Annotated in this window: 18 protein-coding genes; 13 read left to right on the forward strand and 5 right to left on the reverse strand. The window is 59.9% G+C overall.

The window, feature by feature from the left end; genetic code table 11:
• Positions 1-108: 108 nt before the first annotated feature.
• From D9N14_RS08975 to aroE, 6 genes are all read left to right on the forward strand, one after another.
• Positions 109-2,373 (forward strand): putative bifunctional diguanylate cyclase/phosphodiesterase, encoded by a 2,265-nt coding sequence (locus tag D9N14_RS08975; RefSeq protein ID WP_290579034.1) that lies wholly within the window; start codon positions 109-111, stop codon positions 2,371-2,373.
• Positions 2,374-2,434: 61 nt separating this feature from the next.
• Positions 2,435-3,565, forward strand: coding sequence for a DNA-processing protein DprA (gene dprA / locus D9N14_RS08980; protein WP_290579035.1), 1,131 nt, complete (start codon positions 2,435-2,437; stop codon positions 3,563-3,565).
• An 82-nt stretch (positions 3,566-3,647) separates the two neighbouring features.
• A complete protein-coding gene (gene purE, locus D9N14_RS08985) occupies positions 3,648-4,157 on the forward strand; it encodes a 5-(carboxyamino)imidazole ribonucleotide mutase (RefSeq protein ID WP_290579036.1) in 510 nt (169 codons plus the stop codon).
• Between the two features lies 1 nt (position 4,158).
• Positions 4,159-4,731 carry an L-threonylcarbamoyladenylate synthase gene (locus D9N14_RS08990; protein WP_290579037.1) on the forward strand — a complete coding sequence of 191 codons (573 nt, stop codon included), beginning with the start codon at positions 4,159-4,161 and terminating at the stop codon, positions 4,729-4,731.
• 10 nt (positions 4,732-4,741) lie between these two features.
• Positions 4,742-5,653 carry an oxygen-dependent coproporphyrinogen oxidase gene (hemF, locus tag D9N14_RS08995; protein ID WP_290579038.1) on the forward strand — a complete coding sequence of 304 codons (912 nt, stop codon included), beginning with the start codon at positions 4,742-4,744 and terminating at the stop codon, positions 5,651-5,653.
• Positions 5,654-5,675: 22 nt separating this feature from the next.
• Positions 5,676-6,491 carry a shikimate dehydrogenase gene (gene aroE / locus D9N14_RS09000; protein WP_317622601.1) on the forward strand — a complete coding sequence of 272 codons (816 nt, stop codon included), beginning with the start codon at positions 5,676-5,678 and terminating at the stop codon, positions 6,489-6,491.
• A 12-nt stretch (positions 6,492-6,503) separates the two neighbouring features.
• Here the strand turns inward: aroE and D9N14_RS09005 are convergent, their stop codons facing one another.
• Positions 6,504-8,549, reverse strand: coding sequence for a TonB-dependent receptor plug domain-containing protein (locus D9N14_RS09005; protein ID WP_290579040.1), 2,046 nt, complete (start codon positions 8,547-8,549; stop codon positions 6,504-6,506).
• A gap of 116 nt (positions 8,550-8,665) precedes the next feature.
• Here D9N14_RS09005 and D9N14_RS09010 point away from each other — a divergent pair, with 116 nt between their 5' ends.
• On the forward strand, positions 8,666-9,778 hold the full coding sequence (locus D9N14_RS09010) for a hypothetical protein (protein ID WP_290579041.1): 1,113 nt from the start codon (positions 8,666-8,668) through the stop codon (positions 9,776-9,778).
• A 53-nt stretch (positions 9,779-9,831) separates the two neighbouring features.
• Here D9N14_RS09010 and D9N14_RS09015 read toward each other — a convergent pair whose 3' ends face one another.
• Positions 9,832-11,448, reverse strand: a complete 1,617-nt coding sequence (locus tag D9N14_RS09015) for an arylsulfatase (protein WP_290579042.1) — start codon at positions 11,446-11,448, stop codon at positions 9,832-9,834.
• Between the two features lie 207 nt (positions 11,449-11,655).
• On the opposite strand from D9N14_RS09015, the gene D9N14_RS09020 reads away from it, so the two are divergent.
• The gene (locus D9N14_RS09020) at positions 11,656-12,993 is read left to right on the forward strand and encodes a magnesium transporter (RefSeq protein WP_290579043.1); all 1,338 of its coding nucleotides are present in this window, start codon (positions 11,656-11,658) and stop codon (positions 12,991-12,993) included.
• Here D9N14_RS09020 and D9N14_RS09025 read toward each other — a convergent pair.
• A complete protein-coding gene (locus D9N14_RS09025; RefSeq protein ID WP_290579044.1) occupies positions 12,990-18,404 on the reverse strand; it encodes a M4 family metallopeptidase in 5,415 nt (1,804 codons plus the stop codon). The genes D9N14_RS09020 and D9N14_RS09025 overlap by 4 nt on opposite strands.
• A gap of 269 nt (positions 18,405-18,673) precedes the next feature.
• Here D9N14_RS09025 and D9N14_RS09030 point away from each other — a divergent pair, with 269 nt between their 5' ends.
• From D9N14_RS09030 to D9N14_RS09040, 3 genes are all read left to right on the forward strand, one after another.
• Positions 18,674-19,147: a DUF1499 domain-containing protein gene (locus D9N14_RS09030; protein ID WP_290579045.1), complete on the forward strand. Its 474-nt coding sequence runs from the start codon at positions 18,674-18,676 to the stop codon at positions 19,145-19,147.
• Positions 19,148-19,266: 119 nt separating this feature from the next.
• Positions 19,267-20,346, forward strand: coding sequence for a hypothetical protein (locus tag D9N14_RS09035; RefSeq protein WP_290579046.1), 1,080 nt, complete (start codon positions 19,267-19,269; stop codon positions 20,344-20,346).
• 11 nt (positions 20,347-20,357) lie between these two features.
• Entirely contained in the window at positions 20,358-20,768 is a 411-nt protein-coding gene (locus tag D9N14_RS09040) for a hypothetical protein (protein WP_290579047.1), read from the forward strand.
• A 9-nt stretch (positions 20,769-20,777) separates the two neighbouring features.
• Here the strand turns inward: D9N14_RS09040 and D9N14_RS09045 are convergent, their stop codons facing one another.
• On the reverse strand, positions 20,778-21,545 hold the full coding sequence (locus tag D9N14_RS09045) for a DUF5765 domain-containing protein (RefSeq protein ID WP_290579048.1): 768 nt from the start codon (positions 21,543-21,545) through the stop codon (positions 20,778-20,780).
• A gap of 123 nt (positions 21,546-21,668) precedes the next feature.
• Positions 21,669-23,744: a hypothetical protein gene (locus tag D9N14_RS09050; RefSeq protein WP_290579049.1), complete on the reverse strand. Its 2,076-nt coding sequence runs from the start codon at positions 23,742-23,744 to the stop codon at positions 21,669-21,671.
• A 277-nt stretch (positions 23,745-24,021) separates the two neighbouring features.
• Between D9N14_RS09050 and prlC the strand changes: the two genes are divergently transcribed.
• Positions 24,022-26,058: an oligopeptidase A gene (prlC, locus tag D9N14_RS09055; RefSeq protein WP_290579050.1), complete on the forward strand. Its 2,037-nt coding sequence runs from the start codon at positions 24,022-24,024 to the stop codon at positions 26,056-26,058.
• Positions 26,055-26,249 (forward strand): YheV family putative zinc ribbon protein, encoded by a 195-nt coding sequence (locus tag D9N14_RS09060; protein ID WP_290579051.1) that lies wholly within the window; start codon positions 26,055-26,057, stop codon positions 26,247-26,249. Before prlC ends, D9N14_RS09060 begins: the two co-directional genes overlap by 4 nt.
• Positions 26,250-26,269 lie beyond the last annotated feature (20 nt).

A 26,269-nucleotide genomic window follows, 5' to 3' on the forward strand; every position in this document is an offset into this window, starting at 1 on the left:
GGCTTCCGGTAAGCTTGTACCTGGGAACCAACCGGATTAGTTTTTCGCGCGCAGAAGATAACCTTGTCTATACTCTGATAAGGCTCTTCAACGATATGTTCTTATTCCATGCCAAATCCCTCTGCGTCCAGCGTGCACAGCGTATCCAGACAGCTCACTGAAGCCTATGTGGCGTTGTCCAAGTCCGAATCGGTGTGGCACGCCACCCTGATTCAGGCGCTGCGGCACATCACCCAGACCTGCGCCGGTGTGATGGGCGTGGAGCGGGCCAGCGTCTGGCAGACCTCCCCGGATCTGAAGACCATGGAGTGTTTGTGCCTGTACTGCGAAGAGACCAACAGTTTCGAGCAGGGGATGCAGCTGGAAGCCAATACCTTTCCCCGTTACTTCAGCGCCCTCTCCCTGGAGCGGGTCATCAATGCCACGGACGCGGTGAATGATCCCCGCACCCGGGAGTTCGCAGAACCCTACCTGATTCCCCTCAACATCAAATCCATGCTGGACGGCACCTTGCGGGGTGAGGGCCAGATCAAAGGAGTGATTTGCCTGGAGCAGGTGGGTCAGCGCCGGTTCTGGACCGAAGACGAGCAAATATTTGTGGGCTCGGTGGCGGATCTGGTGTCCCAGGTGCTGTTGTTCAATTCGTTTCGCGATCGGGAAACCCGTTTTCGCGCCTTATTCGAAAGTTCCGGCGATGCTGTGTTTGTGTTGCGGGGGGCGTCCGTTATTGAATGCAACCCGGCCGCGCTGCGCATGTTTCGCGCCCAGCGGGAGCAGCTCATCGGGATCAAGCCGTCGGACATTTCGCCGGAAACACAGCCGGACGGTGTCAACTCGGCCGAGAAGGCCACCGATTACATCGACCGGGCCCTGGCCGGGGAGAACCAGTTTTTCGAGTGGACCCACCGGCGCTTCGACAACACCTTGTTTGCGGCGGAAGTCAGCCTGACCTCGGTGGAGCTGGACGGCAACAATTGCATCATGGCCTCGGTGCGGGACGTAAGTGACCGCAAGCAGGCGGAAGACGCCCTGATCCAGTCCCAACGGCAACTGGCTTACCGTACCTCCCATGACAGCCTGACGGAGCTGCCCAACCGGGATTCCCTGCACCAGAACGCGGCACGTTTGCTGGCCCAGGCCCGCAAGCAGGGTGGGCAACTGGCCATCGTGCTCCTGGACCTGAACCGCTTCAAGGATGTGAACGATACCCTGGGCCATCGCATTGGTGACTTCATCCTGCAGCAGGTGGCGCGACGCCTGTCAGCCCTGGAGCAACAGGGTAATCTGGAAGTGTACCGTCTGGGGGGCGACGAATTCGCGCTGATCCAGTCCGAGGTTTCCCAGCTTGAGGCGGTGATCGAGCGGGTGGAGGAAGTGATTCGGGTTTTGAGCAAACCCCTCGAAGTGGAAGGCATGTCCCTGGAAATGGGTGCCAGCGTTGGAGTGGCCCTGTTCCCGGAGAACGGCGACAACAGCCATGCCCTGCTCCGTTGCGCGGATGTGGCCATGTACCAGGCCAAGACCCACGGCGAGCGTTATCAGATTTACGATACCCACATGGACGCCAACAGCACCCGCCGCCTGACCATATTGGCGGACCTGGGGGTGGCGATTCGGGAGAATCAACTGCAACTGCATTTTCAGCCGCGCATTGATATCGCCACCGGCGCCTGCAACGGCTGCGAGGCGCTGTTGCGCTGGCAGCATCCAGAACAGGGCATGGTGCCACCCGGCGACTTTATTCCCCTGGCCGAGATGACGGAGATCATTCACCCCTTGAGCCTGTGGGTGCTGCGCGCAGCCCTGCAACAGATCCGTTGCTGGCTGGACCAGGGCGTGGAAATGGCGGTGGCGGTGAACCTGTCGGCACGCAACCTGATCGATACCCGCTGCCCGGGACAGATCAAGGCGTTGCTGGCGGAATTCGATGTTCCCAACCACCTGCTGGAGATTGAAATCACCGAAAGCGCCCTGATCACTGACCCGGAGCGGGCGCTGCAGGTGGTGCAGTCGTTCCATGATCTGGGGCTGCACCTGGCCATCGACGATTTTGGTACCGGCTATTCCTCCATGAGTTATCTCAAGCGCCTGCCGATCCAGACCTTGAAGGTAGACCGCTCCTTCATCAAAGACATGCTCACTGACGAGGCGGATGCGGTGATCGTGCGCTCCACCATCGGGCTGGCGCACAGCTTTGGCCTGAATGTGGTGGCCGAAGGGGTGGAGGATGGTGAAACCCTGCAGGCTCTGCGTCACCTGCAGTGTGAGCAGGCTCAGGGGTATCACATCAGTCGGCCCCTGCCGGCCACCGAATTCGACCGCTGGTATCAAGCCCGCGGCAAGACACCCCCGGAGCCGGATTTTAACATCTGATTTTTGCCCGCCCCCCGTCTCTATAGCCAGATTCCGGAATTGTCGATGGAGACGGACTTCCATGCTCGAAGAATTGCCCTACTGGCTGGCGTTGTGGCGGGTGCCCGGCGTGGGGCCCAGTCATTTTCGCCAGATCACCGATCGCTATCCCAGCATGCTGAGTTTCTTCGACCAGTCGCTGGCGGAGCTGGAGCAGCTGGGCTTTTCCACTCGGCAAAGCCAGTTGATCCACGGCTTCCAGCGTGGCCACGAACGCAAACTGCTGGAAGGGGTCAGCGCCGACCTGGAATGGTTGGAGCAAAGCGAAGAGCATCATATCCTCACCTGGGCGGACGATGATTTCCCCCCTCTGCTGCGGGAGATTCAAGGTTCACCGCCGCTGCTGTTCGTCAGGGGGGATGTGGGCCTGCTCTCGTTGCCGCAGATTGCCATGGTCGGCAGTCGTCATTCCAGTCGCCAGGGTCGCAAACTGGCCCAGGATTTTGCCGCCTGCTTCTCCAGCAATGGATTTGTCACCACCAGTGGCCTGGCGTTGGGGATTGACGCGGCGGCACACTCCGGTGCCATTCAAGGGGGTGGCAAAACCATTGCCGTACTGGCCCATGGCCTGGACGACATCTACCCGGCCCGTAACCGCGCCCTGGGTCTGGAGGTGGTGAACCACGGGGCGCTGGTGTCGGAGTTCCCCATCGGTGTTTCCCCCCGGGCTGAGTTTTTCCCCCGCCGCAACCGCATTATCAGCGGCCTGAGTCTGGGGGTGCTGGTGGTGGAAGCGGCCCTGAAGAGCGGGTCACTGATCACTGCCCACGAAGCCGTCGACCAGGGGCGTGAGGTGTTTGCCATACCGGGTTCCATCAATGATCCCCTGGCCAAGGGTTGCCATGCCCTGATCCGCAACGGAGCCCGCCTGGTGGAGACGGCACAACAGGTGGTGGATGAGCTGCTGCCGCTGCTGGGCTTCCTGCAACAGCAGTTGCAGCTCCCTGAACCGGTAGACTGGCCTCAAGCGGAGCCCTTTGATCATGCGTCGCCGGAAGGTCGCCTGCTGGCCGCCCTGGAATACGACCCCACCCCCATGGACCAGCTGGTGGATCTGACCGGCCTGTGCGTGGCGGACATCAGTTCGGCGTTGGTCATGCTGGAGATCGAGGGGATGGTGCGCCAGCAGCAGGGAGGGTACTGCCGGGTGTGACTTGCATCCGGCCAACAGCTAAGGTAGTGTCGCGCCTCCATCGAATATCCTACTCCGCCGGTAAGATTCACGAGGTGTGACCATGCCCCAGCCATTTGTTGCCGTCTTAATGGGCTCCGACTTTGATCTGCCCGAGGTCGAACCCACCCTCGATGCCCTCACCAAGCTGAAGATCCCCTACGAAGTCAAAGTGACCTCCGCCCACCGTTCCCCGGACATGACCCAGAGCTATGTGCGCGAAGCGGACAAGCGCAACTGCTCGGTGTTTATCTGTGTGGCGGGTATGGCGGCCCATCTGGCGGGTACCGTCGCCTCTTACACCACCAAGCCGGTGGTGGGCATCCCGGTGACCGGAGCCATGAACGGTCTCGACTCCCTGTTGTCTACTGTGCAGATGCCCGCCGGTGTGCCGGTGGCCACGGTGTCGGTGGGCAAGGCCGGTGCCAAAAATGCAGCCTATCTGGCAGCCCAGATGATGGCCCTGGCGGATGGGGAGCTGGCGCAACGGTTGAAGGAAGAGCGGGTGGCCAACGCCAAAGCCATGCAGGAAAAAGACGCCGCCCTGCAGGCCCGCCTGGCGCAGAAAGACTGATATGTTGTCCTTGCGCCATCGGTTGGGAGCCGTGCATGCACTGACCCGCGGGGAGGTGATTGCCTACCCCACCGAGTCGGTGTTCGGCTATGGTTGTGACCCCTACAACGGTGCGGCGGTGCAACGATTGCTGGATCTGAAACAGCGCCCAATGCACAAGGGGCTGATTCTGGTGGCGGCCGACATGGGGCAGATTGCGCCGCTGCTGGCGGGCCTCACCCAGGCACAGCGGGATCAGTTACAATCCACCTGGCCGGGCCCGGTGACCTGGATCATTCCCGATACCCTGGATGTGGTTCCGGTCTGGGTGAAAGGTAATTTCGATAGCGTTGCAGTGAGAGTGAGCGCTCACCCAGTGGTCCGGTCCCTGTGCCAGGCCTGGGGTGGCCCCATCGTCTCCACCAGCGCCAACCGCAGCGGGCAGGACCCGGCGCGCAGTGAATACCCACTGCGGCTGATGCGGGCCCGATATGGGGTGGGTGCGGATTACATCCTGCCGGGCTGCACCCCACGACACACCAAACCCACTGAAATACGGGATTTACAGAGCGGCCGTATCCTGCGGTCTGCCTAGAGGGAAACCTATGCACAGCATCGACACCGACGCGGTCAAACACTACCTTTTATCCCTGCAGGATGACATCTGCAGCCAACTGGCCGCCGAGGAAACCGGTGGTCAGGCGTTTCTGGAAGACAGTTGGCAGCGGGAACAGGGTGGCGGTGGCCGCTCCCGGGTGCTGGAAGGGGGCGCGGTGTTTGAAAAGGCCGGGGTCAACTTTTCCCATGTGTTCGGTGATGGCCTGCCCAAGTCCGCCACGGCCCATCGGCCGGAGCTGGAAGGGCGGCGTTTCCAGGCCATGGGGGTGTCCCTGGTGATTCATCCCCGCAATCCCATGGTGCCCACTTCCCACGCCAACGTGCGCTTTTTCATCGCCGAGAAGGAAGGGGCTGATCCGGTGTGGTGGTTTGGCGGCGGTTTCGACCTGACCCCCTATTACGGCTTCGAGGAAGACTGCGTGCATTGGCACCGCACTGCCCAGGCCGCTTGTGCTCCCTTCGGCGAGGACGTCTATCCCCGCTATAAAAAGTGGTGTGATGACTATTTCTACCTGAAGCACCGGGATGAGACCCGGGGTGTGGGCGGCCTGTTTTTTGATGACCTGAACGATTGGGAATACGAGCGCTGCTTCGCCTTCATGCGTTCGGTGGGGGATGCCTACATCCAGGCCTATCGCCCCATTGTGCAGAAACGCAAGGCCCTGCCCCACACGGAACAGCAGCGCGAGTTCCAGCTCTATCGACGGGGTCGTTATGTGGAATTCAATTTGGTGTATGATCGCGGCACCCTGTTTGGCCTGCAGACCGGCGGCCGCACGGAGTCCATTTTAATGTCGTTGCCTTCCCTGGTGAGCTGGAAGTACAACTGGCAGCCGGAGCCCGGCTCCGCAGAGGAAACGCTCTACACCCGCTTTCTGGGTGCCAGAGACTGGATCTAACGGATTGTAGAAGACCATGAGCATTGATCGATACGCGGTGATGGGGAATCCCATCAAGCACAGCAAGTCACCCCTGATTCATAAGGCCTTTGCGGATCAAACCGACCAGCACATGACCTACACCAGCATGCTGGTGGCCGAGCCGGAGTTCGAGGACAGCGTGCGGCGCTTTTTTGCCGACGGGGGCAAGGGCCTGAACATCACGGTGCCGTTTAAGCTGCGCGCCTTTGAGCTGGCGGATGAACTGACGGAACGGGCCCAGCGGGCCAAAGCGGTGAATACGCTTTGGCAAAGTGCCGATGGCCGCATCGTGGGGGATAACACCGACGGCGTCGGCATGGTACGTGACATCATGCATAACCACGATGGCCGTATTGCCGGCAAAAAGATCCTGATGGTGGGGGCTGGTGGTGCGGTGCGTGGCGTGCTGGCACCGGTGCTGGCAGAAAACCCCGTGCAACTGGTGCTCGCCAACCGCACCTTCGACAAAGCGCATCAACTGGCTGAAGAATTTATGGACCTGGGCCGGATTGAAGCGCTGCACATGAACGAGTTGAAAGGCCCCTTTGACTGGATCATCAACGGCACCGCGGCCAGCCTGCAGGGGGATGTGCCCGAGTTGCCCGAGTCGGTGATCGGGGCGCACACCCGCGTCTATGACATGATGTACAGCAAAGAGCTGACGCCCTTCAACGCCTGGGCCCTGGACTACGGCGCGGAAAAAGCCTTCGACGGTTTGGGCATGCTGGTGGAACAGGCGGCGGAATCGTTTCGCAAGTGGCGCGGTCTCATGCCCTCCACCCCCACGGTCATTTCGGATCTGCGGGCGGCCATGTAAATCCGCCTACCTTCAGCGGGCCGGGCGCCACTCCAGTGACAATGAGCCATTGATGCCGTTGTCCGGGGCGCCACCCAGGCGGTCGGAATAGCTGGGCATATAGTTTTCCCGGTCGAACAGGTTGCGGATCGCCAGCCGGGTTATCAGGTTTGGCACGGGGCTCCACGCCAGGGTCAGATCGGTGCGGAAAAAGTCATCGCCTTCCAGGTGCGGCTCTGCACCGTATTCCGGCTCCGAGGCCGTACGACGATGCTGGTAACGACCCAACAGGTAAAGATCCCACTGGGGCGACCAGCGATAGCCCACCCCCAGGTTCAGCATCCAGTCGGGAAAGGCTTCGTAATCCAGGCCCAGATCCACGTTCTTGCTCAGGATGTGAGAGGCATTGGCATCCAAGCGCCAATGCTCCCATTCCCCCATGGCTTCCAACTCCAATCCCCAGGATTCATTGTCGTCGGTGTTTTTATACTGGCCGATGATCCCGTTCACGGGCGCCTCGTAACTTTCCACACGAATGGAATCGTGCCACCAGTTCTTGAACAGAGTGACCGAAGTGAACAGCTGCTCACCGGCGTGCTGTAATACCAGCTCCACGCTGTCCAGGGTTTCCGGCTCCAGATCCATATTGCCCAGCACGGAACTGGAGCCGTACATTTCAAAGGTATTGGGCTTGCGATAGGATCGGCCCAGCATCAATTTGGCCACATACTGATGATCCAGCGGCTGAATCCAGCCCAGGCGGGGGCTGTTCTGCCAGTTAAAATACTTGTAGTGGTCCAGCCGGGTGCCGTACACCAGGGTGGAATCCCGTGCGCCAAACAGTTGGACGTTGTAACGCCCATCCACAAACACGCTGTGGTTGTCATCCTTCGCGCCCTGCTCGGGGGCGTCGCTGGTGCTGCTGGCGCCATTGATCTGGGTACGGGTGACGGTGAAACGATCGTTCTTGGCCTGGTGATAGGCGTAACCGTAGGCCAGATTGCTGCCCTGGCTGAACTGGTGCCGGTTCACGGCTTTCATGCCCCAGTGGTGTTCTTCAGTGCGGGTTTCCTGATAGAAGGCAAAAGGGGTTACGGCTTCCCGCAAATCGACGCTGCCCTCGTCTTCTGTTTGCCAGTAATAGACGAAGGCGGAGCTGGAAAAGTCCGGGTTGTAATGGTGTTCAAAGCCGGCTTTGACCAACGCCAACTGGGATTGATAATCCGACCAGTCCTGGTCGGCCATGGCGTCTCCGCCCAGGCGCCGGCCCACCCCCAGCAGTTGATCGGAATCCAGGGTCATCAGATAGCCGGAGAGTCGGTATTGGGTCTGGGCGCTGGCATCGAGTTGGTATTTCAGCACCAGGTTCTGGCTCTCCAGGCTGTTGCGGCGGTGACCGGTTTCCGGCTCGCCGCTGACGGGGTCCTGGTAGGGGTATTCCAGGTCCTGATCGCCGATATTGCGATAGGCCAGGGCGGCGGTCAGGTGATGGCGGTCTTCGTGGAAACGGCCCACGAGGGAGGCGGCCTGCTCATCCTCACTGCCGGCGCCCAGGCGGGTGGTGATGCCGGTGTCACCATGCTGTGCCGTGTTCATCGACAACACCCCATGGAAGGCATCGGAGCCATACAATGAGGAGGCGGGCCCGCGAATGACTTCCACGGATTCCAGGGCGGTGAGGTCAAAGCCATCGATGGACTGGCTGCCGGTGCCGTAGCGCAAAGTATTGATGGGCACATCGTCCAACAGGGTCGCCACTCCGGTATCAATGGAGTAGTTGTAATAACCGCGGATGGCGATCACCCGGGTTTTGCCGTAGCCCGGGGTGGCCACGGTGGACGGCAGGGTGTTGAGCCACTCCCCCAGGTTGCGGGTGCCCAACTCATCCCAGCGTTCCTGATCCCCATAGGACACACTGCTGGCGCTTTCCAGCAGCGTCTGGTCAAAGTAGGAGGTGCTGGTGATGTTGATGTTCATGAGCGATTCCAGGGACAGGTCGAACAGGTCCTCGGCCCGCGCAGAGGGGGCCGCCAGGATCAGCGTCACCAGAAAAATTCGGTTCCATCGGGTATGGCTCATGACTATCCTTGAAATGCTTGCAGATTAAATATAGCAACGGAGTGGGGTCTGATAAACCTTCAGGCCGGCAATTACGATACCACAGGCAGCGGCTGGCAAACCCAGGGGGAAGCAGGATGGCAGGCGGAGCAAAGCGCAATGGGGCGGTGTGGCTGTTACTGGGTCTGTTGCTGTGGGGCTGTGGCAATGGTGGAGGTGATGACGGCGGGCAAGAACCGGCGCCTGTGGCACTACCGGGCGTGCTCTCGGTCTCTGCGTATTACTACACGGATCCGGTGGCCAACAATGACCTGGAATGGCTGCAACGCTTTCTGGAGGCCCGGCAACGGATTCAGGATGCCGGTGCCAACGGCCAGTTCCAATCCTACCCCTGGTCGCAACTGGAACCGGCACTGGGCAGCTATGACTCGCAGCGCCTGAACGATTTCAACAACACCATGCTCAGCGCAGCCGAGCAACAGTTTACCCAGTTGCTGGGATTGCAGGTGATCAATACGGTGACCCGGGAGGTGCCCGCAGAACTGGCCACGGTGGCGTGGGACGATCCGGCCATGATCGGCGCCATGGAGGATCTGCTGGACCAGTTGCTGCCCGCCATGGCTGGCCGGGTCCGTTATCTCTCCATGGGCAACGAAGTGGATGTGTATTTCGCCGCCGGCCGCCTGGCTGAAGTGACAGCGTACCGGACGTTTGTGCGCGCCGTGCAGGACTATCTGAGCACGCGCCTGCCGGAAATCCAGGTGGGCATTACCGTGACGGCGGATGCCTGGCTGGGGCCACAGGTGCAAACCTGGCTGGACCTTACTGCCGACAGCGATGTGATCATCACCACCTACTACCCGTTGCACAGCGACTTCAGTGTGCGCCCGCCAGACAGCGTGCAGGCGGATTTTCCGGCGCTGTTGTCCCTGGTGACGGACCGGCCCTGGGTGTTGCAGGAGGTGGGCTACCCGGCCTCGGAGGTGGGGGCCAGTTCAGAAGCCCTGCAGGCGGAGTTTGTGCATCAGGTGTTTGCTGCCTGGCGCAATGCCGAGGGGCGGATTCCGTTCCTGAACTGGTTTCTGTTGCACGACCTGTCCAGTGAATTGGTGGCGGAGCTGGTGTTGTATTACGGCGTGGACAATGCACGCTTCACGGCCTATCTGGACAGCCTGGGACTGCGGAACCGCGACAATACCGATAAAGCGGCCTGGTCTGCCTTTGTGGAAGAAGCCGCCGGCTGGAGGTGATGGCCACGGTGCTGGACCGTGGCCGGGTTGGGATACTCGTGCAGGCGCCTGATCTAGCGCGCGCCCATATTGGATCGCAGTTGTGCCTCGATCTTGCTCAGGTTGAAGGAGCCCGGTGACTGCGATGGCGGATACTCTTCCATGGACTTGAGGAATTTGGCCGCCAGGGCCTGGATGGGCACGATCATATACGGCCGGGACAGGAACCAGTCTTCGTAGACGTTGGCGTTGTGTTGTGATTTCTCGAAAGGGTCCCGCCGCAGGTTGAACAACAGGGGCACCCGCAGTTCCACGAAGGGCTCACGCCAGACGCCGAAGGCCTTGCCACGGTTCTCCAGAAACACCACTTTCCAGTCGTCATAACGGGCGGCCACCACCTGACCGTCATCGTTCACATACCAGAATTCGTGCCGGGGGGATTGCTCCGCTTTGCCGCTCAGGTAATCCAGCTGGTTGTAACCATCCAGGTGATTCTTGTATTTGCGGCCATCGATCTTGGTGCCCTTCAACAGACGCTCTTTGACGTCGGTATCACCGGCCACGGCGGCAAAGGTTACCAGCCAGTCTTCGTGGGCAACGATGCCGTTCAGGGTTTTATCCGCCGGGAAAGTACCAGGCCAGCGCACGAAGGTGGGTACCCGATAGGCGCCTTCCCAGTTGGAATTCTTCTCGCTGCGGAAGGGGGTGGTGCCGGCATCGGGCCAGGTGTTGTAGTGAGGACCGTTGTCGGTGGAGTACATCACCAGGGTGTTGTCGGCGATCCCCAGTTCATCCAACAGTTTCAGGAACTGACCGATGTGCAGATCGTGTTCCACCATGCCATCGGAATACTCATCCTGCCCGGATAGGCCGCGGTGCTCCTGTTTGACATGGGTGCGAAAGTGCATGCGGGTGCCGTTCCACCAGACAAACCAGGGTTTGCCGGCCTTGTGTTGCTCGCGGATGAATTCCATGGCGCGTTTGGAGGTTTCATCGTCGATGGTTTCCATGCGCTTTTTAGTGAGCGGGCCGGTGTCGGTGACTTTCTGGCCGCCCTTGCCATCGGCCCAGGAGTGAATCACACCGCGGGGGCCGAACTGCTCGAGGAAGGTTTTGCCGTTGGCCAGCTTCATGTCACCGGGATAGTCCTCGTTTTCCGGCTCCTCCTCCGCATTCAGGTGATACAGGTTGCCGAAGAACTCGTCGAAGCCGTGCATGGTGGGCAGGTGTTCGTCCAGGTCCCCCTGGTGATTCTTGCCGAACTGGCCGGTGGCATAGCCGGCGTTGTTCAACACCGAGGCCATGGTTACGTCCTTCTTGTTCCAGCCTTCTTTGGCACCGGGCAGACCCACCTTGGTCATGCCGCTGCGTACCGGAACCGAGCCACCGATAAAGGCAGCACGGCCGGCGGTGCAGCTCTGCTGGGCGTAGTAATCGGTGAACGACAGCCCTTCGTTGGCAATGCGGTCAATGTTGGGGGTCTGGTAGCCCATCATGCCACGGTTGTTGTGACTGATGTTCCAGGTACCGATGTCGTCACCCCAGAGTACCAGGATGTTGGGTTTGGCGGCTTCGGTGTCGGATTCCGCGGCGCAAGCCGTGGTGGCAAACAGGGAAAAGAGGATGCCAAGCAGTATGGACAGGGTGGGCGTGGGAACGGTTCCTGTTCCTGGTGGGGCACTGTTCTTCATGGTAACTCCTTTACAAGGGCGAAGGTGGGACTGGAGGGGGAATGAAGAGTGTAAAGAATGTTTATGACAGCAACAATCTTTGTAGGATTGTTTATTAATGACCGGTTTCCACCGACAATATAAATTCCATATCCATTGTGACGTTGCCCCCGCTGAGGACGTCTACAATGCACCCATCTGCAATGCCCGGCGCAACAGGATTCCTCTATGACCGAAGAACTTTCCGATCTCATTGGCGAACTGGTCGATACCACCCCTGAACAGCAGGATCAGGTGATACGTCAGGTGGTGGCCACGCGAGAGCCGGAAGAAGTGGCGTTGTTGCTGGAGTCGCTGCCGTTGCCGGTGCGTCTGGAAGCCTGGAGCAAGGTGCCGGCGGAAGAGAAACTGGGCATCCTCCTCACCATGCGCGGTGATCCCCGGGAAACCCTGCTGGACAACATGACCCTGGAGCAGCTGGATGCGTTGTTCCAGGGCATGGCGGCGGAGGATCTGGTGGAGCTGTCCGAATCCCTGCCCCGGCGCATGGTGGACCGGGCCCTGTGGGTGATGGACGAGCAGCAGCGCCATTACTTCAAGGAAGCCAAAGTCTACCGCGATGACCAGATCGGCCGCTGGGTCAGTCATGAAATTCTGGTGCTGCCCACCAACGCCAAGGTACGGGATGGCATGCGCCTGTTGCGGCGGGAGTTGCCGGAGTACGCCGACACCCTGTTTCTGGTGAACCGGGCCGGTCATTTCTCGGAAGCGGTCCGCATCGGCAAGATCATCGGCTCGCCGGATCACATTCCCCTGGTGGATCTGTCCGAGGATGTGTTCACCGTGCTGGAAGGCCAGGAGGATTCCGTGGATGCCTCACTCAAGGTGCAGCAGTCCGGCTTCACGGCCCTGCCGGTGGTGGACGACGGCGGCAAGCTGCTGGGTCGCATTGATGTGCAAACCGCGGCGGAGCTGGTGAACACCTATTACGAGGGGCAGTTGATGGCCGGCGCCGGTATGGACGAGGACGAGGACTTGTTCTCGCCGGTGGTGAAAAGTGCCCGTAACCGGGCCCTGTGGCTGGGGATCAACCTGCTGACCGCGTTTCTGGCCTCCTGGTTCATCGGCCTGTTTGAAGCCACCCTGCAACAGGTGGTGGCGCTGGCGGTATTGATGCCGGTGGTGGCCAGCATGGGTGGCATCGCCGGCAGCCAGACCCTGACCCTGATCATCCGCGGCCTGGCCATGGGCCAGGTCACCAAAGCCAACCTCAAGGCGCTGGTGAAGAAGGAGCTCAGTGTGGGCAGCCTCAACGGTGTTCTGTGGGCGATCGTGATCGGCGTGGTGGCCAGTCTCTGGTTCAGCAGCCCGGTGATCGGCCTGGTGATTGCCCTGGCGATTTTGGTGAACATCGCGGCGGCGGCCCTGTCCGGGGTGGCCATCCCGGTGTTACTGGACAAAATGAAACTGGACCCCGCGTTGTCCGGCTCGGTGGTGCTGACCACCGTGACGGACATTGTGGGGTTTGTGGCGTTCCTGGGTTTGGGCACCCTGCTGCTGGTCTAGCCCCGGCTGCCTTTGCCTGGGCGCCTGGCCCAGTTCATCCTGGCCCAATGCACCCTGGCCCAATACAGCCCACTGAGCAGGGTCAGCAGCCACCAGGACAGTGCGCCGGCGTATTCCCCCCGGGCCTCGTTGTTCTCCGGCTGATAGTCCACCTCGTCGGCGAAAGCGGAGGACACCACCAGGTGTTTATCCGAGGCGTTGGGGACACCCATGACGATGTCCATCACCTTTTCCTCGCCCACGGGCAGCGACGGCAGTGTGCAGTCCAGGCGGCCACGGGTGCTGATGCAATTCACGGCATCGTTCTCTTGCCGGATGTAGGTCAGGTAGAGGTTGCTGGCACTGGTGTGCAGGATCTGCAGGTTGTGGGCATCCACCTGACCGGAATTGGTGAAGCGCACCCGGTAGTTGACCTCGTCACTGCGGGTTTCAAACAGCTTGGTCATGGTGACCTGCAGCTCCACGTTGGCGGCGAAGGGATCGGTGTCACCTTCGTATTCCTGCAGATTATTGAGGCCGTCAGCGTCTGGATCGCCCTGCCCGTCATCCGGATCAGTCGGGTCCAATCCGTGTTCGGCCTCCCAGGCGCTGGGAATGCCGTCGCCGTCGTCATCCTCCTCACTGCTGGTGAAGAAGCGCAGGTTATCCAGATACAGGTGAGTGGGGCCGCCGCTGTAGGGGTTGTCCATCTCAAAGCGGAGACTGTGAACCCCTGTCGTCAAATCCAGCGTGAAGTTCCCCGGCGCATCGTAATAGCCGTGCTCCGCCTCCAGTACCCCATCCACATACAGCCGCAGCCGGCTGTTCAGCGAGCTGCTTTGCAGATTGAAATCGTACTGCAAGGTACCGGCCTGGAAGAGCGCGGTGAATTCTGCGGTGGCCGTACTGTAGAACGCCATGTTTTCCTGGGCCAGGCTGAACCCGCCGTGACTGCTCCAGCTGGCCGAAGTGGTCCAGGGCTCTGCCCGCTCCGTGGTGAAGCGCCATTGCGGTGCAGGGCCGGACTCGAAGGAATCCTGCCACAGCAGCAGCGGGTTGGTCATGGAGGCCGGGTCGGTGGGGTCCAGCTGCAGGCGGAATTCATCCAGGTTGGTCAGGCGGTCGCCGTCGTTGTCCCGGGTCCCGTCGCTGCCATCCAGCGGGTCCAGGCCATAGCGGATTTCAAAGCCGTCGTGCATCTGGTCGCCGTCACTGTCCGGGTTGTCGAGGCCGGTGTTGGCAGCGCGTTCAGCGGCGTCGTCGGCGCCATCGTCGTCACTGTCGGCACGCCGTGGATGGCCCTGGTACTGGAACTCTTCCAGGTTGCTGAGGCCATCCAGGTCGGTGTCCACCTCGGCATCGTGGGGTTCCTGCGGGTCCAGATCAAACGCCAGTTCCCATTGATTCGGCAGACCGTCTGCATCCAGGTCGGTGTTGGCGCTTTCGAACCAGACCAGGTCAATCCAGGCGCTGGAGGCGTCGTCAGCGGCGCTGTTGCGCTGCAACTGGATTTCAATACGGTGCTCGCCTTCGGTCAGTGGAACCTGCAGGCGGGTGGTCTGGTCGGTGAAGCTGCTGAAGGCGTAACGGGCTTCCCCATTCAGGTAAACCAGCAGTCGATCACGGCCGCTGGCCAGGAAACGGGTGCGCAGATCCAGGTGCAAGGTCCCGCTGCGGGTCCAGCCGTGGAACTGCAGCGCGCTGACGGTACCGTTCTCCAGGCCGCTGGCCTTCAGGCTGCGGTGGCCCTGGCTGGACCAGTCATCGCTGAAGTCCCACTGGCCGCTGCCGCTGGTGGTGATGCTCCAGCCATCCGGCAGGGTGTCCGCTTCGAAGGTGAGCGCCATGTACTCGATGGTCGGCACAAAGTCAGTGGGATCAGAGGGGTCGCTGCCGCGCTGGTATTCCTCCAGGTTGGAACTGCCGTCGCCGTCCAGGTCCTGGGCCGCATCCGTTGGGTCAGTGGGGCTTAAGCCATGTTGCACTTCGTAGCCGTCCTCCATGAGATCGCCGTCGCTGTCGCGGAGACCGGGATTGGAGCCGTGTACGTTGATTTCGTCACCGTCACTTACGCCATCGCCGTCGCTGTCCACCAGGGTGGGGTCAGAGCCGTGCTCAAACTCCTGGTGGTTGCTGGCGCCGTCGCCATCCAGGTCCAGGGCCGCGTCGGTGGGGTCCAGCGGGTCCAGACCGTATTGGATCTCCCAATGATTGGGCAGGCCATCGGCGTCCACATCGGTATCGCTTTCAAACAGCAGGGCATCGATCCAGACCGTATCTTCATCCCGGTTAACGGAGCCGTCTTTGCTGTAGGTGAACACGAAGCTGTGCTGCCCGGCCGCCAGGTCCAGGGAAAACCGTCCATTGCGGATGCCTGACGCATTCATCACCGGGTTGCCATCCACCGACACATAGAGTCGGTCACAGCAGCTTTCCGTGGCGGTGCGGTAATCAAAAGACAGGGTGCCTGCGGTCACAAACAGGGTGAAGCGCAGGGTCGCCGACTGGTTGTGGGTCAGACCGCTGGCCGCAAAACTGTTGCTGCCATGGGTGGACCAGCCGCTGCTGATGCTCCAGCCAGCACCGCCGGGGTTGTTGCTGCTGATTTCCCAATGGGCAGGAAGGTCGGCTTCGAACGACTCGAACAGCAGGGTGATGGGTTCCAGAAAGTCATCCGGGTCGGTGGGGTCGGTACCGAGGCGGAATTCCTCCAGATTGGTGTGACCGTCGCCGTCCAGATCCTGGTCCGCATCGGCAGGGTCCAGCGGGTCCAGGCCCATGGCCACTTCAAAGCCGTCGTCCATTTCGTCGCCGTCGGTGTCCGCCCGCAGCGGTGAGGTGCCGTGCTGGTTGATTTCCGCGCCGTCATTCAGGTTGTCGCCGTCGCTGTGGGCCAGGGTCGGGTTCGAGCCGTGTTCGAATTCCTGCAGGTTGCTGGCGCCGTCACCGTCCAGATCCTGCGCGGCATCGGCGGGGTCCTCCGGATTCAGCTCGTATTGCATTTCCCAGCGGTTGGGCAGGCCGTCGCCGTCCACATCGGGGTCATTCGATTCGAACAGCAGTCCGTCGATCCAGACGCTGTCCAGATCGGCATTAACGGAGCCATCCTTGCTGTATTGGAAGACGATGCTGTGGGCCCCCGGTGCCAGCGCCAGGCTGAATCGGGCGCTATCGTTCCCGCTGCGGTTCAGCACCTGATTACCGTCCAGGAACACCTGCAGTCGGTCGCAGCAGGCTTCCGTGGAAACCCGGTAATCGAAGCTCAGGGTACCGGCCTCAAACACCCCCACCAGGGTCAGGCTGGCACGCTGGGAATGGGCCAGGCCGCGGGCGACATAACTGTGCTGGCCGTGGCTGGACCAGTCCGCGCCCTGCGCCCAACCGCCGGTGCTGCTGTCGCTGGTCTGTTGCCAGCGGGCGTCCAGCGGGCCTTCGAAGGATTCCAGATAGAATGCCATGGGGGTGACAAAATCGGAGGGGTCGGTGGGATCAGTGCCCAGCTGGTATTCTTCCAGATTGGGGGAGCCATCACCGTCAAAGTCGAGCGCGGCGTCGGCTGGGTCCAGGGGGTCCAGGCCGTATTGCACCTCGAACCCGTCCGGCATCTGGTCGCTGTCGGTATCCGGCAGAATCGGGGATGTACCGTGCACCTCGATTTCGTCGTAGTCGCCCAGGTTGTCGTGGTCTGTATCCGAAAGCGTGGGATCGGTTTGATACTGGAATTCGGTGACGTTGCTGACGCCATCGGTATCCAGGTCACCCAGGGCATCGGACGGGTCGGTGGGGTCGAATCCCCAATGGTACTCCCAACCATCGGGCATGCCGTCGCCGTCGGTGTCCAGGTCGTCGCTGCGACAATAGATGCCCACGGTGACAAAGGCCCGCATCACCGCAAATTTGGGATACCCCAGATCATCCGCCGCGCTCAACACGCCGCAGGCGCCCTCTTCGAAGCCGGTGCTGGGCACCCAGTGGAAGCGATTGGCCTGCACGAAAAGATCAAACGCGGTGCGGGGATTCCAGCCCTCGGCAGTGGCAATCAGGTAATAGGCGCGATTGAACACACCGCTGGAGTGGTGCACGTCCATACCGGTGTAAAAATCGCTGGCGTGGCCGATGGACAGGCCATCCTCGGTGGGGTCGGCAAAATACCGCAGGGCGGTGGTGTTCTTGGTGATGGCTGCCCCGATCAGCCAGTCCACGCTGCCCGTCAGATAGTACTCCGCCGCTTCACCGGCCATGTCGGAAAAGGCCTCGTTGATGCCGCCGGACTGCTGGTTGTAGATCAGGTTGGAATTCTGTTCAGTGAAACCGTGACTCACCTCGTGGGACACCACATTGATGTCCACCAGGGGATAAAAGCGAGTGCCGCCATCCCCGAACACCATGGATTGGCCGTCCCAATAGGCGTTGTCGTAATTGTTTCGATAATGGACTTTGAGGGCCAGCTGAAAGGACAGCGGCGCCAGGCTGTACCAGTCCTGATACAGGTTGAACACCACGTTGCCGAAGTAGTGGGCGTCATTGAGGGGGGAGTAGGCCCCGTTGATTTCCTTATAGGTGTTCTCGTAGCAGGGGAACTCGAAGGGCGTGGTGAGGTTGTCGTTGCTGCCGTGTTGCAGGTCCACCGTGTAGACATTGTCATTGATTAACGCACAGCCGGTGGCGGTTTCGGTGACGTCCAGGAAGCCATAGTCGGTGCCGTATTCGTAGCGACCGGTTTTGACGTTGCCCCCCGGGCCGGTGGCCTCTGCATGGGCCAGTCGGTCCCAGGCCTGCAGGATGTCCAGGGTATCCTCCTGGATCAAAACCACGGGGCGTACCGGCTCCCGCTCGGGGTGACTGGCCAGGAAGGCGGTGACGCGCACGATCACCGCGCGTTGCTCCGCCAGATACACCTGACGGCTGACATCGACCTGGCTCAGGGTCCATTGGTCGGTGGGGAGCCCGGTTTTGGCGGCCACCCATTGCAGGGCTACCTGTTCATACTGCTCATGGTCCGACGGATCGCCGGTTGGATTCGGGGCGGCAGCCTGGGGCTGGGTGTCGGTGGTCTGGGACAGGCTGGTTGCCAGGCCCCGGGCCACCCTGCCACCGGCACCATAGACCTGGCCCGAGCGCTCGTGCAGGGTAATGTGCTGGCCCCACACCGGCAGGCCCTGATAAGTCTGCTGATAACGGCTGTGCAGGTTGCCTGCTTTGTCCCGGCCCTGCGCCAGTGGTTGCAGGCCTTCGTGTGCGCCCAGCTGCAGGGCCATAGCCACCATTTCCCGTTTGGTTTCACTGAGTGCAATGCCCCGGGCAGACTGTAACGGCAGGCTGGTGAATGCGTCTTTAGTAACGGGTTCCCATGAAACAGCCAGGGAGGTAACGGAAAAAACGGACAGGAGTACGGTGGTTGCCAGGCGCAACCCGTTACGGTAGATGTGCATTGATGACCCCAAAACTCCTAAAGAAAAAAGCTTTCATGAGCGACAGTAAATGTTTCGGCTCAAAAAAATTGCCAGGGCGCCCCCGCCTCTGAGCAGTGCCGGAAATGGTATACAAGGGGGCAGGGTCTGGCAAGTTACAGGGTCTATGACCTGATACACGAATGGGTTATTGTATCAGTTTGACCTAAGACATTTTGCAGCGAACCAGCTGATAAAGAACAAAAAAATAGTGATGAACAAAAACCAAAGGCAAATGAGGTAAAGCCGACATGAAGAATACAACACTGAACCAATGGGTGAAGAGCAAATGGGCCATGAGTGCGCTGCTGATGACCGCGGTGGTCCTGGGGGGCTGCGGTACCACCTATCCGGTGGCGCGGGGAGCGTTTCAGGATAAACTCGGCAACTGCCCGGACAAACCGAACTGCATCTCCTCCAACGCAGAAGAGGAAGATCGTGAATATCCGCCCATCCGGTTTGAGGGTGATCCGGCCGCGGCCAAGCGTAAACTGCTGGGTGTGATCAATTCCTACCCGCGTACCACCATCACTCAGGATAAGGACAACTACCTGCGGGTGGAGTTTGAAACCGCCGTCTTCGGCTTTGTGGATGATGCCGAATTCCTGATTCTGGACAACCGTATCCTGGTGCGTTCGGCCTCACGGGTAGGCTACAGTGACCTGGGCAAAAACCGCAGCCGCATGAAAGACATTCAGGCGCAATTTGAACCCTGCTGTCAGTGAGCCACGGCCTGACAGGCCAGAATGGGCGGTACAGTGAATGCTGTGCCGCTTTCCACTATACTGAACAGAGGTTTGTGAAACAGGGATTAAACACGGGTTAAACCGGAAAGGAGGCCACCATGGGGCGATGGGGACACCCCGGTACATGGAGCGCTATTTGCCTGCTCGTCGGCACGGCCAGTGGGCTAATCAGTGCGCCGGCCCAGGCAACGGAATTTCATTTCAGCGGCTTTGCCACCGCCGCCGCCGGCACCACCCTGGAAGCCGGCACCCGCTATCAGGTGGAACCCACCACCCAGGGCGCCTACGACGATGAGGTGAGCTTTGAGCCTGAATCCGTCGCCGGCTTACAGGTGCAGGCAGTGGTCAACGAGCGTTTGCGCGCCACGCTGCAAGTGGTGGCGAAAGGGGCCGATGATTTCGATGCCGAACTGGATTGGGCGTTCATCAGCTATGACCTGCAACCCAACCTCACCTTCAACGCCGGCCGCTATCGCCTGCCCCTGTTCTTCTATTCCGAATCCATTGACGTAGGCTACAGCTATTACTGGATCCGGCCGCCGGTGGAAGTCTATCGCATCTTTACGGCCAACCTGGAGGGGGTGAACCTGTATCACACCCATTTCATTCAGGAGTTGGAGATCAGCACCCAGGTCTGGTACGGCACCATTGATTCCGAGTTGGACCTGGAGCCCATCACCGTGGAGCTGGATACCCGGCGCAATGCCGGCATCAATGCCACCCTGGGTTGGGAGTGGTTCCGGTTACGACTGCTGTACAACGATGTCAAAATCGACACCCGAATCAATATCCCCACCGGCGATCCGTTCAATCCCATCACCCAGCAGTCCAAAGCCGATGTCACCTTTACCGCGGTGGCCTTCATGGCCGACGTGGGGCCCTTCCTGTGGCGCAGCGAATGGACCCAGGCTGACGACAAAGAGCTCGATGTATCCCGCACCGGTTACGTTTCCATGGCGTATCAGCTGGGGCAATGGGTGCCACACCTGACCCATGCCCGTGAGAAAGCCCGCGAGCTGCCCGAGGCCTTTGATCGCGCCACCAACACCTTGGGACTGGCCTGGTATTTTGATCAGTCGGTGGTGGCGAAAGTGGAATACAGCGCGTCCGAAACGGAATACCGCGATCGCGACAGCGACGTGGAGCTGGTGTCCGTGGCGCTGGATATGGTGTTCTGAGGGGGCATGATATGCGTTTAATGGTTCTCTGTTGTGCACTTCTGGTCAGCAACATCGTGTTGGCGGAGTACGCGGTGATTGTGCATCCCTCCAATCAGTCCAGCCTCTCCACCCTGGATATCCGTCGGATCTACCTGGCCAAGGTCAAACAGTTCCCGGACGGTGAAATGATCCAGGCCATCGACCGTCCGGAAGGCACCGATATCCGTGGTGCCTTCGTGCAGTTTTTTCTGCATACGGATGAGCAGCGGCTGCGGGCGTATCTGGCACGGCTGTTGTTTACCGGTAAGGTGATCCTGCCCAAGATTGTGAGCAGCGACGAAGACGTTGTGAATGCGGTGGCCAACAACCCCAGGACCATCGCCTTTGTGGAGTCTGGATTTGTCGATCCACAGCGGGTGCGGGTGGTCGCCACCTTTTGACGACCCGGGTCAGCGCTCCATCGTGGCGGCCTTGGGAGCAGAGGCATCTTCCGGCTGCGGGTCCAACCAGCGGGGGTAGCGCAATCCGTACCAGCGTTGGATGAACAGAATGTTTCTGACTGGCGTTTTCGCAACCACCGCCAACAAGCCGATGGAAAGCAGGCACCAGACGGCGGCGGTTTCGTGGGAATCCCGGGTCAGCAGGGCTGACAGCACCACCCCGGTGAGGATGTGATAGAGGGTAAATTTCCAGGAGCCGTACAGCAGCGGCAGCAGGAACACCAGCATGAAATAGGGCTCCTTGAAGAAGCCGAACTTGGCCCAGGTGGTGTCGAACACCGGCACGTGCCAGGCGATGTGCCAATCCCCGGAGACAGAACACAGCCTGGTGCTGTCCAGCATGTGCAGGGTGCTGTGATCGGCCCAGGCGAAGGGGTAGATGTCGATGATCATGGCCAGGGCGCCCACAAAACACATGCCGTAAACCCAGGGGGCGATGCGTTGGTGCACCTTGTCCGGCAAAAAATACATTGAGATCATGTTGGCAAAGAAGGGCTGAAAGGCAATGTGCAGATAACCCAGTAACGTCAGTACCTGATTGGGCGGGCTGTCGCAGAGATCAATCCACCAATAGGTGAAGCCCTGCAGCAATTCCATCAGTGAGAACCACAGCAACGGCAGGAACAATTCTTTCTTTTCTCCCTGCACCGCCGATACGGTCACGGTGGCAAACCCCATGGTGGCCAACGCGAAGCTGGCTTCCGCACTCCAACACATCCCTTGATTTCCTGCCTGTCCGATAGAGGGTGAGACATAATATATAAATTGTCTCAAACAAAAAAGGGGCAGCCTGTGTAAGCGCTGCCCCCGTCCTCTGGGAGAGGTTTTGACGAGAAGGAATTACAGGGTTTTCAGGTACTCGATCAGGGCGTAGCGCTCCTCATCGGTCAGTACGCTGGTGAACTCATGTCCTTCGTTGCCGTGGCTGTACATATGGGTGTTCATGATCTTGCGGTTTTCCATATGCGCCGTGGTGATGATGGGCGGGAAGTCCAGGTTCCAGGTGCCGGTGATGCTGCCATACACCCATTCCATCAACAGTTGGATCCAGGGGGTACGGTAGATGTCCCGGGTGCTGCAGTTATAGCCCGGTGCCACCATGGGCGGCAGGCTTTCGCACTGGATACGGTCGTATTTCCAGCCCAGTTTCTCGGTGTCAAAGGCCCGCTCCAGATTGGTGTCAAAGCCCATCACCACATTGCCTTCACCTTCAGCACGGGGCGCGGACACCCGGCGCCAGATGGGCCAGCGGTCCTGGGGCTTCAGCACTTCCCACACATTGGGCACAGAGCCGTTGTGGAAATACGGTGCAGAGGCCCACACCCCGTACAGGGGTTGCGCCAGGTAGCCCACTTCCCGGTCGCCACGGATTTTCTTCTGGCTCTGGGGGCCACAATCGTTTTCGGTGTCCTTGGTGGCCGGGTAGCCAAAGAAGTTGTTGGCGCCAGTGGTGGTCATGCCTTCGGTGTTGGTGAGCACCCGGCGGCGGTCGGTGCCGATAATGTCCAGGGGCACCACGTAACCGGCCATACCTTCCAGGCGCGGATCATCCAGGAAGTCCGGGTCATTCACGTAGCGGGGCGCATAGGCACCGTGACAGGCGGCGCAGGAACCGTTGCCCTCCGGTCGTGGAATCGGGTTACGACGCTCCGGGGCCCACAGGTCCAGCTCGTGGAACAGAACCGCACCCTCTTCCGCCAGCGCGGTGTCCACCGGCAGTGGATAACGGGGGGCTTTCATGGTTTCCACCCACTTGTTCATGTCCGGGCCGTGGGTCCGCATCCACTCCTGGCCCTGTTCACCCAGGGGGCCGGCGGTGCCGCCGAACAGGCCAAAGAAGGGCGTGTAGAACACAGCGTCCACCCGTGGCGCATCCATGGGGAACAGGCCGTCCACGAACTTCAGCGGGCGGTGACCCATGTTCCACCAGTTGGGGGAATCCATGCTGCCGGTGGAACCGGAGGTCAGGATGTTGAAGAAACCACCCAGGGTGGGCAGACCGTTGTCCGGGAACAGGAAGGCAATGTTCACTGCGCTGGCGTTGTTGGTGCCGCGGGTCTGGGTCAGGTTCAGGGGGGTGACGCCGGAGGCCAGGTAGCCCAGGGGCAGCATGTCCCGCAGGAACAGGTTCAAATCCGTGGCGCTGGAGCCACCGAACTGGAAGCCCAGGTCCGGAGCATCAATATTGCTGGTGATTTCGCCACTGTGGCAACCGTGACAGGTCACACCGATGCGTCCACTCCAGCTGCCGTCATCCTTGCGCAGTTGGGTGAACATCTCTGGCAGTTGGCCGCTGCCGCCGTTGGTGAGGTTGGGGTCTTCCCCGGGCAGCGGATAGGGATTGCGGCCCACGTCAAAGCCGGAGCCGTAGCGATTGGCCACCAGCTCGTCGAAATTCGCCGGCCGCGAGCTGAAGCCACCCCAGATTTTCCACAGGTTGTTGTATTGCCCGGCGGTGAAGGTGGAAATACCGCCGGCGGCGGCCAGGTCGTTATAGCTGTTGCCGGCAAACAGGGCTGCCACCCCTTCACCGCCGGTGTCCATCAGCCGTTCGCCGCGGTAGAAATACTCCCGCAGCTCTCCGCAGGTCTCGGCGTGAGCGTGTTCCTGCACCGCTTCCGGATCGACATGGCACTCGGCCCAGTAGGCGTTGAAGTGAACGGCTTTGCCTTCATTGACCCCCGGGCGCACCAGGGTGCGTGGGTCTTCCGGTACCGGAGTGTCGTCGGGTTTGCCGTAGCAGTAATCCCATTCCCACAGACCACCCCGGGTACTGCCCAGCAGGGCATCGGGGTCGTCGTCATACACAAAGGCGTGAGTTAACTGTGTGCTGGAGAGTGCGCTGCCGAACAGCAGGCAATAGAATGCTTTAGTCAGCACCCTGACAGGTGCGACCGCTTGGTTGCGTCGTAACATGTTTTATATACCCGTTTTGTACTTGTTATTGATACTGCTTGTTCCTTGAGCTCCAAAAAGGTAGCAGCAGAAAATGGATACATCAAGACATTATTCGTATTTTGTCTCAGAGGGGTCTGCTTATACTGTTTTGATAGTCATGTTGATAGATTGATCAAAATGATGGCTTTATCAGCAGGGCTCGTTTAAACAGCGGGAAATGCGTTAGAGTAAACCTTGTACGCTGTAATTTAATCCCCATGTACCTTGTCTCATCAGAGCGGAAAAAGTTGTTGATATGAATCCATTGCTAGCGCCAAAAGAATTACCCGATTTCAGCCAGATCAAACCGCAGGACATAGAACCGGCCCTGTCCCAGATCATTGCGGACAACTACACACTGATCGACGAGATCGTGGCCCATGTGCAGCAACACGATGTAACCCTTGAGAATTTTCTGCTGCCGTTTGAGGAGCTGAACGATACCCTGGGCAAGATGTGGTCGCCGGTGGGCCATCTTAACAGCGTCATGAACAACGAGGCGCTGCGCAATGCCTATAACGCCTGCCTGCCCAAGCTGTCGGAATATTCCACCAAACTGGGACAGCACAAAGGCTTGTACCAGGCCTACAAAGCGTTGAAAGATTCACCGCAGTTTGCCGACTTCACCGTGGCGCAGAAAAAAGTCATCGACAATGCGTTACGGGATTTCCATTTGTCCGGTATCGACCTGCCGCCGGAACAGCAAAAGCGCTATGGCGAAATCAGCAAACGCTTGTCGGAGCTCACCAGCAAATTTGCCGAAAACGTGCTGGACTGCACCAATGCCTTCAGCCGCCACATCACCGATGTGAATGAGCTCAGCGGCCTGCCGGAAACCCAGTTGCACGGGGCCGAACTGGCAGCCAAAGCGAAACAGTTGGAAGGTTATCTGCTGACCCTGGATATTCCGGTGTATCTGGCGGTGATGACCTATTGCGACAATCGCGCGTTGCGCCGCGAATTCTACGAAGCCTACAACACCAAGGCATCGGATCAGGGCCCGTTTGCCGGGCAATGGGACAACAATCCCCTGATGCAGGAAATCCTGGCCCTGCGTCATGAGTTGGCGCAACTCTTGGGCTTCAACAATTATGCAGAACGCTCCATCGCCACCAAAATGACCGAGACCACCGACCAGGTGATGACCTTCCTGTACGACCTGGCGGACAAATCCCTGCCGGTGGCCAGGCAGGAGTTCGAGGAGCTGAAACAGTTTGCGGCGGAACGTTGCGGCCTGAGTGATCTGCAATCCTGGGATGTCAGCTACGTCAGTGAAAAACTCAAGCAGGAACGTTATGCCATTTCCCAGGAGGAACTGCGTCCCTGGTTCCCCCTGGAGAAAGTGTTGAGTGGCTTGTTCGAAGTGGCCACCCGATTGTTCGGGGTCACCTTCAAGCCGGAAACCAACGTTGACCTGTATCATCCGGACGTGCGTTTTTATCGGGTGTTCAAGGGTGAAGAGGCCATCGCCGGTTTCTATCTGGACCTGTATGCCCGCGCCAACAAGCGGGGCGGCGCCTGGATGGACGTGTGTCGCTCCCGCCGCAAAACTCTGGCCGGCGGTCTGCAAAAACCCGTGGCCTACCTGACCTGCAATTTCAATGGTCCCGTGGGCAACAAGCCGGCGCTGCTCACCCACAACGAGGTCACCACCCTGTTCCACGAGTTCGGCCACGGCCTGCACCACATGCTGACCCAGGTGGAGGAGGATGCCGTGTCCGGCATTGCCGGGGTGGCCTGGGATGCAGTGGAGCTGCCCAGCCAGTTCATGGAAAACTGGTGCTGGGAAAAAGACGCCATTCCCCTCATGTCCGGCCATTACGAAACCGGCGAACCTCTGCCGGAGGCCATGCTGGAAAAAATGCTGGCGGCGAAAAATTTCCAATCCGCCATGATGATGGTGCGGCAATTGGAATTCTCGATTTTCGATTTCCGCATCCACATGGAATACCAGCCGGGCATGAACATTCACAGCGTGCTGGAAGATGTACGCCAGCGGGTGGCGGTGATGACTCCACCGGCGTTCAACCGGTTTGAGTGCAGCTTCAGCCACATTTTTGCCGGTGGTTATGCGGCGGGGTACTACAGTTATAAATGGGCAGAAGTGTTGTCCGCTGATGCCTTCTCCCGGTTTGAGGAGGAAGGGATTTTCAACCCGCAGGCGGGCCGGGATTTCCGCGAGTGTATTCTGGAAAAAGGCGGCTCCGAAGAGCCCATGGAATTGTTCAGACGCTTCCGTGGCCGGGAACCCAAAGTGGATGCGCTGTTGCGCCACAGCGGTCTGGCAGCATGAGAAAAATGTTTATTGCGGGGGCCAAGTGCCCCCAGTGTGAAAAGGAAGACAAGATTTTTGTCTACCGCAAAGACGGAGAGGACCTGGCGGAATGCAACGCCTGTGGTTACATCAGCGTGCGGCCGAAAGAGGTGGAGCCCATGCCGGAGACACCCCCGGCGGTGGACGGGGTCGTACGCATCATCAAATAGTCTGTTCGCTACAGCAGCTG

The organism is Ketobacter sp., assembly GCF_003671495.1.
Lineage (GTDB): Bacteria > Pseudomonadota > Gammaproteobacteria > Pseudomonadales > Ketobacteraceae > Ketobacter.

Excerpts from the sequence above, each read along its gene's own strand:
- D9N14_RS09040 (WP_290579047.1), top strand. The coding sequence starts at position 20,358 with ATGCGTTTAATGGTTCTCTGTTGTGCACTTCTGGTCAGCAACATCGTG.
- dprA (WP_290579035.1), top strand. The coding sequence starts at position 2,435 with ATGCTCGAAGAATTGCCCTACTGGCTGGCGTTGTGGCGGGTGCCCGGC.
- D9N14_RS09060 (WP_290579051.1), top strand. The coding sequence starts at position 26,055 with ATGAGAAAAATGTTTATTGCGGGGGCCAAGTGCCCCCAGTGTGAAAAG.
- D9N14_RS09030 (WP_290579045.1), top strand. The coding sequence starts at position 18,674 with ATGAAGAATACAACACTGAACCAATGGGTGAAGAGCAAATGGGCCATG.
- D9N14_RS09015 (WP_290579042.1), bottom strand. The coding sequence starts at position 11,448 with ATGAAGAACAGTGCCCCACCAGGAACAGGAACCGTTCCCACGCCCACC.
- D9N14_RS08990 (WP_290579037.1), top strand. The coding sequence starts at position 4,159 with ATGTTGTCCTTGCGCCATCGGTTGGGAGCCGTGCATGCACTGACCCGC.
- D9N14_RS09010 (WP_290579041.1), top strand. The coding sequence starts at position 8,666 with ATGGCAGGCGGAGCAAAGCGCAATGGGGCGGTGTGGCTGTTACTGGGT.
- D9N14_RS09025 (WP_290579044.1), bottom strand. The coding sequence starts at position 18,404 with ATGCACATCTACCGTAACGGGTTGCGCCTGGCAACCACCGTACTCCTG.
- purE (WP_290579036.1), top strand. The coding sequence starts at position 3,648 with ATGCCCCAGCCATTTGTTGCCGTCTTAATGGGCTCCGACTTTGATCTG.
- D9N14_RS09035 (WP_290579046.1), top strand. The coding sequence starts at position 19,267 with ATGGGGCGATGGGGACACCCCGGTACATGGAGCGCTATTTGCCTGCTC.
- D9N14_RS08975 (WP_290579034.1), top strand. The coding sequence starts at position 109 with ATGCCAAATCCCTCTGCGTCCAGCGTGCACAGCGTATCCAGACAGCTC.
- D9N14_RS09045 (WP_290579048.1), bottom strand. The coding sequence starts at position 21,545 with ATGTGTTGGAGTGCGGAAGCCAGCTTCGCGTTGGCCACCATGGGGTTT.
- D9N14_RS09020 (WP_290579043.1), top strand. The coding sequence starts at position 11,656 with ATGACCGAAGAACTTTCCGATCTCATTGGCGAACTGGTCGATACCACC.
- D9N14_RS09005 (WP_290579040.1), bottom strand. The coding sequence starts at position 8,549 with ATGAGCCATACCCGATGGAACCGAATTTTTCTGGTGACGCTGATCCTG.
- prlC (WP_290579050.1), top strand. The coding sequence starts at position 24,022 with ATGAATCCATTGCTAGCGCCAAAAGAATTACCCGATTTCAGCCAGATC.
- D9N14_RS09050 (WP_290579049.1), bottom strand. The coding sequence starts at position 23,744 with ATGTTACGACGCAACCAAGCGGTCGCACCTGTCAGGGTGCTGACTAAA.
- hemF (WP_290579038.1), top strand. The coding sequence starts at position 4,742 with ATGCACAGCATCGACACCGACGCGGTCAAACACTACCTTTTATCCCTG.